The sequence below is a fragment of the Bacillus sp. 41-22 genome, assembly GCF_025809295.1.
Taxonomy (GTDB): Bacteria; Bacillota; Bacilli; order Bacillales; family Bacillaceae_G; genus Bacillus_A; species Bacillus_A mycoides.
Genome location: NZ_CP084035.1, coordinates 2791831 through 2804423, shown reverse-complemented (window position 1 = coordinate 2804423; position 12593 = coordinate 2791831). Strand labels below are relative to the sequence as shown.

The window sequence follows — 12593 nt, the reverse complement described above, 5'->3', positions numbered from 1 at the left end:
GGGAGTGATTTAATAGAATTGAAAAATAATTTAATAGGATAATAGGAATGAACGTTCATTCCGAAATAATATTTTCAAAAACAGGGAATGAATATTCATTCTCTATGCACCATGAAACTCTAATAACAGGAGATGATTCGAATGAGCAAGCTAAAAAGTTGGAGAAGTTTATCTTTTCTATTATGGATAGTTATTACTATTGCAATGATCGTAACGATGCCTAATATGGATCAGTTAGTGAAGGAAAAAGGACAAATCACGATTCCTAATACAGAACAAAGCAGTATTGCTGACAAGATGATAAAGGAGATGGATAAAGAAGGGGCTGAAAAGTATGAAATTATAGCTGTCTTTAATAGTGGAAGTAAGAAGGCTTTAACAAATGAGCAAAAAGAGGAAATAACGAAAACGATCAATGCCCTGCAAAATGAAAAAGAGCAATTAGGAATTAAGGAAGTCGTTTCACATTTAGATAATAAAGAACTGGAGAAACAATTAGTTTCTAAAGATAATACGACTATTTTAACGCAAATATCGGTAGATAAAAAACATGGTAAAATACCGAAAATTGTAAATAATCTTCATAAAAAAGTACAAACGAAAGGAGTTACAACGTACTTAACAGGAAGTGATTTAATAGCGGGTGATTTTCTTACATCCTCTCAAGAGGGCGTGAAAAAGACAGAAGTTATTTCGATCATTTTCATTCTTGTAGTATTAATCATTGTATTCCGTTCACCAGTTGTTCCGATTATTTCTCTTCTTACAGTTGGTGTTTCGTATTTAATTTCAATGGGGATTATTGCCCATCTTGTTGATCAATTTAATTTTCCGTTTTCAAACTTTACGCAAGTGTTTGTAGTTGTCGTCCTGTTTGGAGTAGGAACAGACTATAACATTTTATTATATACGAGATTTAAAGAAGAATTAAGTAAACAAGAAAATGCATATTTAGCTACGAAAGAAACGTTTAAATCGGCAGGTAAAACCGTTTTATATAGCGGGATAGCAGTACTAATTGGCTTTGCATCTCTTGCTTTAGCAAGTTTTAAATTATATCAATCTACTTCAGCGGTAGCAATTGGTGTCGCAGTACTACTACTCGTATTAACCACTTTAAATCCATTTTTCATGGTGCTTTTAGGAAAAGGAATGTTTTATCCAGTTAAAACATTTAAAGGACATGAGGATAGTCGTTTATGGGGATTCTTTGCGAAAAATTCAGTAGCAAGACCATTTATCGCTTTAATTATCGTATTCGTGATATCGATTCCATTCGTATTAAAATATTCTAACACGCTTAATTACAATGATTTATTTGAAGTGGATAATAAATATGAATCAAAAATGGGGATTAACGTAATAGAAGAGCATTTTCCGCCTGGTTTTTCTTCACCAAGTACGTTAGTCATTCAATCGGATAAAAAGTTAGATGAGGCGAATTCTTTACAAACTTTAGATGAACTTACTGATAAAATCTCGAAAGTTAAAGGAGTCTCAGAAGTATATTCACCGACGCGTCCAACTGGAGATAAGATTAAAGAATTATATATAAATAAACAAGCCGGAGAATTGAATACAGGCTTAGGAGATGCAAATGGTGGCATAAAAGAAATTAATGAAGGATTAACTGATGCGAAAGATAAAATGGGTAGTAATGACTCAAATAGTCTTGCAAATGTTCAAAAGTTAATTGATGGAACAAATGAAGCGAAAAATGGCGTATCAGCATTAGGGACAGCTTTAAATCAATTATCGAATGGAATAAACAATGGAGCACAAGGAGCGAAGCAAATAGAGGATGGGCTAGCATCATTAAACGGAAATATCAATGCCCTGTCAAATGCAACTTCGCAGCTTCATGCTGGTTATGCTCAGTTAGAAAAAGGTTTAAGTTCGTACGATCAATATTTCGGAAGTATTTCTCAAGCGATTGATGGTGCGAAAAAAGGATATGAACAAATTGAAACGTTAATGAACAATTTCATTCAAACAAAACCAGAATTAGCAAATGATCCTAATGTGCAGCAAACATTAGGAATTGCAAAAGAAGCTCAGAAGCAATTGAGTGTTCTTTCAAATGAATTAAATCAATTAGCGACGCAGCACAAAGCAGCGATGAGTTCATTTAAAGAAGCAAATCAATCATTATTAAAAGTAGATAATGGTTTAAAGGAAATGAACAATGGAGTAATGCAACTACAAAAAGGAGCTGCTGAACTGAAAAATGGATTGAACGAAGGAGCTACAGGTTCAAAACAAATTTCGAACAAATCGGCTGACTTACAATCTGGATTAACGAAAATAAACGATGGGCAAGGACAGTTATTAACTGGACTGAAAGATTTACAAGAAAAGATGGGGCAATTGCAATCAGGTTTATCTAAAAGTACAGAGGGGTTAGGAAAAGTAAGTAACGGTCTAGGTGACGCTCAAAAATATTTAGGAGAGTTAAATGAGTCGAAAAGCTCTGAGAAATTTTATATTCCGAAAGAAGTTTTAGAAGGAGAAGATTTCCAAAAAGCATTGAATACGTACATGTCACATAATAGAAAGATTGCTAAAATGACAATTATTTTAGACGTAAACCCGTATTCAAAAGAAGCGATGCCTATCATTCAAGAAATTAATAAAACGATAGATGGTACGTTAAAGGGAACAGAACTAAATGATGCGAAAAAAGCAATTGGCGGGACAACAGCTAGAAACGTTGATTTAAAAGAAGTAACCGGGCAAGATTTCCTACGTACTGCTACGATTATGTTATTAGGGATTTCGCTTGTATTAATCGTGATTACACGCTCATTCTTAAACTCAATCTTTATTATTGGGTCGTTAATTTTAGCGTACTTTGCATCACTTGGTATAAGTGAACAAATTAGTGCACATGTATTAAACGTAGGGTCATTAAGCTGGAATGTTCCATTCTTTAGCTTCATTATGATTGTCGCTTTAGGAGTGGATTATAGCATCTTCGTTATGATGCGATACAATGAGCTAGAAGGGGATTCAGTAACGAAAATTGTAAATGCATCTCGTCACATAGGAGGAGTCGTATTATCAGCGGCACTTATTTTAGGAGGGACATTTGCAGCGTTAATTCCTTCAGGAGTATTGACACTTATACAAGTAGCATCCGTTGTTGGCGTTGCTCTTTTACTATTAGCTTTAATTGTAATGCCGATATTGTTACCTGCTTTAATAGGATTGACGAGTAAATTGAAGAGTTATAAAGAGAAAATAATGAATACGAAATAAGAAAAACCTGTAGGGAATGTTTTCTCTACAGGTTTTTTTGTATATAAAATATGAAATGAAAAAATGATTCAATGTATTACAGAATGAGAAGCGAATAGGGATATTAGAAAGAGGTCGATGATATACAAAAAATAGCTAGGGGAATGGATAAAAACTATTCGATTTCGTTGTAGAAAGCTAATCAACCGTTGCTATTCATCCAGCTTCTACTATATAATAGCTATAGTCTACAATAATTGAGTCGTAATATGCGATTTTTTAAGACAATCGGTGAGAAAACGCTGAAATAAGCGGTATTAGTAGGAGGACACAAATGATTACAGTAAGTAACGTTAGTTTGCGTTTCGCAGATCGCAAATTATTTGAAGATGTTAACATAAAATTCACGCCAGGTAATTGCTACGGTTTAATTGGAGCAAACGGTGCTGGTAAATCAACATTTCTAAAGATTTTATCTGGAGAAATTGACCAATCAACGGGTGACATACATATTACGCCAGGTGAGCGTCTAGCAGTATTAAAACAGAATCACTTCGAATATGAAGAATTCCCTGCACTAGAAACAGTAATGATGGGTCACACACGTCTTTATAAAGTAATGCAAGAGAAAAATGCAATTTACATGAAAGAAGACTTTAGTGATGAAGATGGCATGCGTGCTGCAGAACTTGAAGGTGAGTTCGCTGAGCTAAACGGTTGGGAAGCTGAGTCAGAAGCTGCAATCCTTCTAAAAGGGTTAGGTATTGGTGAAGATATTCATGATAAAAAGATGTCTGAATTAACAGGGGCAGAGAAAGTAAAAGTATTACTTGCTCAAGCTTTATTCGGTCAACCTGACATTCTATTACTAGATGAGCCTACCAACCATTTGGACTTAAAAGCGATTCAATGGTTAGAAAACTTCTTAATGAACTTTGAAAATACAGTTATCGTTGTATCCCATGACCGTCACTTCTTAAATAAAGTATGTACGCACATGGCTGACCTTGATTTCGGTAAAATTCAATTATACGTTGGTAACTATGACTTCTGGTATGAATCAAGCCAATTAGCATTAAAACTAACGCAAGATTCTAACAAGAAAAAAGAAGAAAAAGTAAAAGAGTTACAAAACTTTATTGCACGCTTTAGCTCAAATGCATCTAAAGCGAAACAGGCAACTTCTCGTAAAAAATTGTTAGATAAAATTACATTAGATGATATTAGACCATCATCACGTCGTTATCCGTTCGTTGGTTTCACACCAGAACGTGAAGTAGGAAATGACCTATTAACAGTTGAAGGTATTTCGAAAACGATTGATGGCGAAAAAATATTAGATAATGTGAACTTCACTTTAAATAAAGGTGATAAAGTTGCATTTATCGGACGTAACGATATCGCGATGACAACATTATTTAAAATTCTTATGGGTGAAATGGAGCCAGATAGCGGTTCATTCAAATGGGGTGTAACAACATCTCAAGCTCATTTCCCAAGAGATAACTCTGAGTACTTCGAGAACAGTGATTACACTTTAATTGATTGGTTACGTCAGTTCTCTCCACAAGATGAGTCAGAAAGTTTCTTACGTGGTTTCTTAGGCCGTATGCTATTCTCTGGTGAAGAAGTAAAGAAAAATGTTTCTGTTTTATCTGGAGGAGAAAAAGTTCGTTGTATGTTATCTAAAATGATGTTAAGCGGTGCAAACGTATTAACACTTGATGATCCGACGAACCATTTAGACCTTGAGTCTATTACAGCATTAAACAACGGTTTAATCACATTTAAAGGAACATTACTATTCACTTCTCATGACCATCAGTTCGTACAAACAATTGCAAACCGTATTATCGAAGTAACGCCAAACGGTGTAGTTGATAAGGTAGCAACGTATGATGAGTTCTTAGAAAGTCAAGAACTTCAAAAACAAGTTGATGCAATGTACAAAGGTCAATAATAATTGATTAAAACCCTCGCTTTCTATTATGAGAGCGGGGGTTTTTTTAAGTAAACAAATATTCGTTTTAATATAAAGTGGGGGGAGGATTAAAATGGATAATTATTCAAAAATAACATTAGCGATGGTAAGAAATTTTTGAAGCGTGGATAAACCCTGAAATGATGAAGAAATGGTTTTTTACATTGGAAGGGACGGATAAAGTAACGGGAAATACTCCTGAAGGATGGCTCTGAGCATGGTTGGAATGTAATATTCATGGGACTGAAAGAATTGGTTAAAAGAAGAGGGAATAGCTACAAAGGATGATAAACGGTAGTCGAAAAAGTGTAGTTTGAGCAAATTGCCCAAACTACACTTTTTATTTTATGAAATTGGGTAGTTTACATGAATGTACCAAAATTGGAGATAGGTTAGTTTGCAAATGAGGAAATAAAGGATTATAGTTTGTGGAGTCATAATTAGTGGATGGGCCTTGGGAGAAAACAGGAAATGTTACAAATGTATTTTGTTAAATAGAAACCAAGGTCAAAATGTTTAAAAAGAAATAGTTGAATAAATAAAAGCTACAAATTATAATTACTAATATTCTTCATATAGTTAAACAAATAAAATCTATTTGAAGAAGAGAAATTGAATAGAGAGACAGACTTATATAAAATAAGCCTTGGATGATCAAAAGAGGTGGAGAGATGCAACAATTTTTATTGAAGAGTAAACGAGTATTAAGTAATCATTTTGGATTTTTCGTATTTGCTGTTATTTTACTTTGGTTAAAAACATATGCCGCATATGTGACAGAATTTAATTTAGGGATATCGAACACAATCCAAAAGTTCTTACTGTTTTTCAACCCGTTAAGCTCAGCAGTTCTGTTTTTAGGGCTCGCATTATTCGCAAAAGGGAAACGAGCTTACATTTGGTTAATTATTATTAATTTGCTAATGTCTATACTTTTATACGCAAACGTAGTATATTATCGCTTTTTCAGCGACTTTATTACGTTCCCGACATTAACACAAACGAATAACTTTGGAGATTTAGGTGGTAGTATTTTTGCATTGCTACACTTATATGATCCACTATATTTCTTAGATACAATCATTTTAATTGTTTTAGTAGCAACGAAATTTGTAAATCCTAAACCAATTCGTGTTGCGAAGCATAAATTATCTCTAGTATTTGTAGCAGGTATTTTATTCTTTAGCGTTAACTTAGGTCTGGCAGAATCTGACCGTCCTGAGTTATTAACTAGAACATTTGACCGCAATTATATCGTGAAATATTTAGGGGCGTACAACTTTACGATTTATGATGGTATTCAAAGTGCGAAAGCATCAACAGAACGAGCATTAGCGGATGGAGATAATATGACAGAAGTTAGAAACTATCTTACATCAACTTATGCAAGTCCAAATCCTGAGTATTTCGGTAAAGGAAAAGGAATGAACGTAATTTATATTCATTTAGAGTCATTCCAAAACTTTTTAATTGATTATAAATTAAATGGGCAAGAAGTTACACCGTTCTTAAACTCATTTACAAAAGATGCGAATACGTTATACTTTGATAACTTCTTCCATCAAACAGGACAGGGGAAAACATCTGATGCGGAGTTCATGTTAGAGAACTCAATGTTTGGATTACCACAAGGATCTGTTTTTACAAATAAAGCTCATAACACGTATCAATCAGCACCAGCTATTTTAGGTCAACAAGGATACACATCAGCAGTGTTCCACGGTAACTATAAAACGTTCTGGAACCGTGATGATATTTATAAATCATTTGGTTTTAATAAATTCTTTGATGCGTCATACTACGATATGAATGAAAAAGATGTAGTAAACTATGGCTTAAAAGATAAACCGTTCTTTAATGAATCAATTCCGTTATTACAAACGTTGAAACAACCGTTCTATACGAAGTTCATTACGTTATCGAACCATTTCCCTTATCCGATTGATAAAGCGGAAGCAACGATTGAACCAGCTAAAACAGGTGATTCATCAGTAGATACGTACTTCCAAACAGCACGCTATTTAGATGAATCTGTAAAAGGATTCATTGATTACTTGAAACAATCTGGTTTATACGATAACTCAATTATCGTTATGTACGGTGATCATTACGGTATTTCAGATAATCATAGTGCAGCAATGTCTCAAATAATGGGTAAAGAAATGAACGCATTTGAAAATGCTCAATTACAACGTGTACCATTAATCATTCGCGTACCAGGAATGGAAGGCGGCGTACAACATCAATACGGCGGAGAAATTGACGTTCTTCCAACGTTATTACACTTACTAGGTACAGATACGAAAAATTATGTCCAATTCGGATCAGATTTATTATCACCAGAGCATAAACAAGTCGTTCCGTTCCGTAACGGTAACTACGTAAGCCCAACAGTTACTGCACTTAACGGCAAATACTATGATACAGCGACTGGGAAACCTGTAGAATTTACAGATGAAATAAAACAAAATGAGCAAATGGTTCAAAAATCACTAAAATACTCCGACCAAGTTGTTAACGGTGACTTATTACGATTCTACACACCAGAAGGATTTACACCAGTAGAACCTTCTAAATATAACTATAACAATCGTGATAAAGATAAAACGAAGGTGAAGACGACTGAAGACGGGGAAACGAAATAAATAATAAAAAATCCTACTCGTATAGAAAACGAGTAGGATTTTTTGTTTTAAGATTTACTTTCGGATTTTTGGAGTGCTACTTTTTTAGGCATAAAACATGCAATAATCAAAGCTACAAAGGATAAGACTAACATAAATACGTACGCATCACTTGAGCTGAAGATAGAAGCTAATTTCGTTACTTGCATAGCTGATATGCTTCCGTTCTCACTAGATAACTGTGAAGTATGTGAAGTGGATTGAATTGTATACACAGTAATAATGACTGCTGTTCCTATAGCACCTGCTAATTGACGTACGGTATTATTCACTGCGGAACCATGTGAACCCAGTTCTCTTGGTAAAGCGTTTAAACCTGCTGTATTTAAAGGCATCGAAATGAAACTTAGTCCAATGCGTAGAATAATGGTACGAACCATTAAATACATATAAGTGGTGGATTCGGTCAAATCAATTACACCCCACATCGATATAATGATACATATTAAACCTATAATAAAGAGTGGTTTTGCCCCATATTTATCAAACATTTTACCCGTGATAGGTGATAAGAATGCATTAATTACAGCTCCAGGTAATAGAAGTAAACCTGATTCAAAAGCAGTAAAACCTCGTCCGTTTTGCAAGTAAATCGGTAAAAGAATTAAATCAGCATACATAATCATCGTAATGAGTATGTTAATGACTGATGTAAGAGTGAAAATTTTATACTTAAATACGGATAAATTTAATAGTGGATCGCTAGACTTTATTTGACGTAAACAGAATAGAGTTGTAACAATTATTCCGATGATAATTGTAGTAATAACAATTGGATGATCCCATCCTTTACTTCCTGCACTACTAAATCCGAATATAATACAACCAAAGCCAATCGTTGATAAAATGACACTTACGATATCTAATTTTGCTTTTGTTGTCTCAGCAACATTCATTAAATATTTTAGCGCGAGAATAATAACGATTAATACAAATGGAGCGAATCCAATAAATAACCATCTCCATGATACATATTCAATAATAAAGCCAGATAATGTTGGAGCGATGGCTGGCGCAAAAATTATGGCAAAACCGATGGTTCCCATAATACTGCCACGTTTTTCACTAGGGTATAAATATAAAATAACTGTCATCATTAGTGGCATAATAATTCCTGCTCCAACTGCTTGAATCATTCTTCCTGTTAACAAAATGCCAAAATTCATGGCGCATGCACAAAGAACAGTCCCGATAAACAAAGAGAGCATCGAGCTAATAAACAGCTGCCTTGTTGTAAATCGTTTCATTAAAAATGCAGTAATTGGCACTAGAACGCCATTTATGAGCATAAAGCCTGTTGATAGCCATTGTACGGTTGCAGCTGTAACATCAAATACTTCCATTAAATTACTCATCGCTACATTTAATAGCGTCTGATTTAATGTTGATAAAAAACAACCGGAAATGAGCACAATTAATATAATTTTTTTATTTCTTTCTGATATTTCCTTTTGCATTGGTAAACTCCTTCATTGTCGTCTTGATTTATCGACATTGTGTCGATAAAATTAATGGTAACAAAATAAATTTTCTTTGACCATGAACAGTTTTGTTGAAAATGTTCACTACTCGACATAGAAGGTATGCACTGTCGAGTAAGTAAAGAGAAAATCTATAAAGGAGTTTCAAAATGTCTACACCTAAAAAAGAAGATCCTCGTACAGTTCGTTCAAGAGAAATGTTTAAAAATGCTGTTTTTTCTCTCCTATGTGAGAATCCTAGTATTTCAAGTTTAACGGTTCAGAAAGTCGCAACAAAAGCAGGATTAAACCGAACAACCTTTTACTTACATTATCAAGATATTCAAGATTTACTAGACCAAATCACGAATGAGATTTCAAATGAACTTTCAAATAAAATAGCTGATTTAATACATGCAAAAGATTTATCAGAAAAACAAAAGCTAACACAATTACTTGATTATTTATATATCCATCGAAATTATTTATTTATATTATTTAAAATGAATCAATTTGAGGAGCAACTATTTTTATTTTTAAAAGAGTTAATAGAAACGAGAAGAGAGAATACGAAAAAGGATCTGCCTGATGATTATGTTGCGGTTGATATTAAAACAGCTTCATTGGTAGGTATTATCATGTGGTGGATAAGGAATGGACTTCACTTTAGTTCAGATTATATCGCAAATCAAATTTATTTCATGTACAGAGGGTAATGAGTTAAAAATATTTTATGTATCGATACATTGTATTATTAAGTGCGACACCTAAAGAAAAAAGCCCATATCGCTTCGTATAAAGTAGAAGTTATCACATCACTTACTTCATACAGAAAACTGCCCATGAAGGGTTTCAGGAAGAACTGTCGCACTTAGATTGACAAATTGTCTTTAAAATAAAAAATCGTATTGTATAATTTCATATGCCGCATGTATATAGTAAAATTTTTAAATGAAAGTACAATCATTGCACTGTGCATAAACAAGAATTTGGACTTAATTTTAGAAGAGATACAAGATAAGATATTAATAGAAAGCGATTTCAAACTCTAATTTTGCAAAATTAGTATCTATACTTGCAATTCTATTTAAGAACAAGTATAGAAAGGGTGTATATCATATATGATATTAGATAATCGAAGTATAAGTATTTTACAGCAAATTATTCAAGCGGATAGCTATGTTTCTGTATCTCAATTAATGGAAGTCATACAAGTTTCAAAGCGAACAATTTATTATGATATGAAGAAAATAGAAGATTGGTTAGTTGCAGAGGATTTAAATTCATATGAATATATTCGCCCTTTAGGCTACTGTTTTGATAATGAAACGAAGCAAAGAGTGATAAAAAAGTTAAATGGATTTACAACAAGCCAATATGAATATTCTCCACATGAACGAAAAATATTGCTGGTTCTTTATATACTAACAATGGAGAAAAGGATTCTATTAGAAGACTTAATAGAACTTGTGCAAGTCAGTCGTAATACTGCTCTTGCTGACTTGAAAAAAATAAAAGCAGAGTTAGTGAAGTTTAAGCTCGCATTAAACTTTAATCGTAAACATGGCTACAATATTATAGGGAATGAACATGGAAAACGAAATATATTAATCTTAAATCTTTCACAAATAATTTCAAAGCATGGATGGGAATATTTAATATCGCATGTGAAATATATTACGAATGATAATAAAAATGTAAAAGGTAATAAAGATCACGAGGAACTTCTTATAATAAAAAATATTTTATCAAATTGTGAAGAGCTTTTAGGGGTCCAGTACACAGATGAGGTACTTGAAAGTTTAAGCGTTTACATGTATTTATTCCGCAATCGTATTGTAAATGGAAAATGTGTTGAGATGGAAGATGCTGAAAAGGATGTACTAAGAGAAACAAAACAATTTGAAGCAGCAAAATATATTGCAAAACAGTTTGAAAGAGTATTTTTCGTGGATTTTCCAATAGATGAAATTTATTATATTACGACTCATTTGTTAGGAGCAAAAGTAAATGCTCAACAAAAAGACTTTGAAAAAAGTGAGATTGATGGAATACATTCAATGGTCGGATATATGATAAAGGATTTTCAACATTATGCTTGTGTTATATTTCAAGATTTTAAAGGACTTGCTTCAGACCTATATCTGCATATGAAACCGGCATATTATCGTGTAAAGTACGGGATTGAAATAGAAAATCCATTACTTTATACAATCCAGCAAAATTATGAAGAAGTATATACTCTTACAAAAAAAGTAATTCATCATTTTGAAGAATATGTTGGAAAAATAGTTTCAGATGATGAAATGGCATATATTACTATGCACTTTGGTGCTTGGATGAGGAAAGAGGGAATCGTTCCCAGCCCAAGAAAAACCGCGCTACTTGTTTGTCCAAATGGTATTGGTACATCACGTATGTTGCAGTACCAATTAGAGCAAGTGTTTTCAAGTGTAGATATTTTAAAAGCCATTTCAAAGCGGGAATATGAATCAAATACATTTGATGTAGATTGTATTATTACTACAACTGAACTGGAGAAGGGGAAAATTCCTATCTTTATGGTAAATCCAATTTTGACCGATTCCGAAAAAGCATCGTTATTACGAAAAATCAATGTAGCTTTATATGGCGAAGATCAAAATGATTCAGTTGATATGATGATGGGTATTATCCAAAAATACACAGACATTTTAGATGAAAAATCTTTAAAAAATGAATTGAGAGAGTTTATGAGTGGTCCGGTACATATTGATAAGGAGGAGAAATATAAGCCTATGTTAAACGAGCTATTAACTAGAGAATTTATAGAGCTTGAGAATCACGTTGAGACGTGGGAGGAAGCAATTCGTGTTGCGTCGGAACCTTTATTACAAAGTGGACATATTTCTGAAGAATATATTTCTGAAATGATTGCGAATGTAAAGAAGTTAGGCCCGTATATTGTAATTGCACCTAAAATCGCTATACCTCATGCTCGTCCAGAAGCAGGTGTCAAAAAATTAGGGATGAGTTTATTACAACTAAAAGAGGGTGTGTTATTTTCAGAAAAACAAGAGCATGCTGTAAATTTAATTATTGTATTAGCAGCTATAGATAACGAGACACATTTGAAGGCATTGGCACAATTAAGTGAGATGTTATCTGAACCAACGAACATAGAAATGTTAATGCATTCAAATTCAAAAGATAAAATGCTAGAAATGATAGCTAAATATTCTAATTAAAGGG

At 33.3% G+C, this 12593-nt stretch carries 6 protein-coding genes and 1 pseudogene; 6 read left to right on the top strand and 1 reads right to left on the bottom strand.

Annotated features, from left to right (window positions below):
- The first annotated feature begins 141 nt into the window (after nucleotides 1–141).
- From LCF45_RS14335 to LCF45_RS14325, 4 genes and pseudogenes are all read left to right on the top strand, one after another.
- Nucleotides 142–3258, top strand: coding sequence for an MMPL family transporter (locus LCF45_RS14335; protein WP_215565919.1), 3117 nt, complete (start codon nucleotides 142–144; stop codon nucleotides 3256–3258).
- A gap of 313 nt (nucleotides 3259–3571) precedes the next feature.
- Complete coding sequence (locus LCF45_RS14330; protein WP_002032778.1) at nucleotides 3572–5197, top strand: ABC-F family ATP-binding cassette domain-containing protein; 1626 nt, start codon at nucleotides 3572–3574, stop codon at nucleotides 5195–5197.
- Nucleotides 5198–5358: 161 nt separating this feature from the next.
- Nucleotides 5359–5421 (top strand): annotated as a pseudogene (locus LCF45_RS27160) (ATPase); the annotation flags it as partial.
- 468 nt (nucleotides 5422–5889) lie between these two features.
- Nucleotides 5890–7863 carry a lipoteichoic acid synthase gene (locus LCF45_RS14325; RefSeq protein WP_078206849.1) on the top strand — a complete coding sequence of 658 codons (1974 nt, stop codon included), beginning with the start codon at nucleotides 5890–5892 and terminating at the stop codon, nucleotides 7861–7863.
- Between the two features lie 47 nt (nucleotides 7864–7910).
- On the opposite strand, the gene LCF45_RS14320 is transcribed toward LCF45_RS14325, so the two are convergent.
- A complete protein-coding gene (locus LCF45_RS14320; protein ID WP_078206848.1) occupies nucleotides 7911–9359 on the bottom strand; it encodes a DHA2 family efflux MFS transporter permease subunit in 1449 nt (482 codons plus the stop codon).
- 173 nt (nucleotides 9360–9532) lie between these two features.
- On the opposite strand from LCF45_RS14320, the gene LCF45_RS14315 reads away from it, so the two are divergent.
- Complete coding sequence (locus LCF45_RS14315; RefSeq protein WP_002127851.1) at nucleotides 9533–10078, top strand: TetR/AcrR family transcriptional regulator; 546 nt, start codon at nucleotides 9533–9535, stop codon at nucleotides 10076–10078.
- 405 nt (nucleotides 10079–10483) lie between these two features.
- Nucleotides 10484–12589: a BglG family transcription antiterminator gene (locus tag LCF45_RS14310; protein WP_263892831.1), complete on the top strand. Its 2106-nt coding sequence runs from the start codon at nucleotides 10484–10486 to the stop codon at nucleotides 12587–12589.
- Nucleotides 12590–12593: the final 4 nt, after the last annotated feature.

Coding starts and splice junctions, on each gene's coding strand:
- LCF45_RS14335 (WP_215565919.1), top strand. CDS start 142: ATGAGCAAGCTAAAAAGTTGGAGAAGTTTATCTTTTCTATTATGGATA.
- LCF45_RS14330 (WP_002032778.1), top strand. CDS start 3,572: ATGATTACAGTAAGTAACGTTAGTTTGCGTTTCGCAGATCGCAAATTA.
- LCF45_RS14325 (WP_078206849.1), top strand. CDS start 5,890: ATGCAACAATTTTTATTGAAGAGTAAACGAGTATTAAGTAATCATTTT.
- LCF45_RS14320 (WP_078206848.1), bottom strand. CDS start 9,359: ATGCAAAAGGAAATATCAGAAAGAAATAAAAAAATTATATTAATTGTG.
- LCF45_RS14315 (WP_002127851.1), top strand. CDS start 9,533: ATGTCTACACCTAAAAAAGAAGATCCTCGTACAGTTCGTTCAAGAGAA.
- LCF45_RS14310 (WP_263892831.1), top strand. CDS start 10,484: ATGATATTAGATAATCGAAGTATAAGTATTTTACAGCAAATTATTCAA.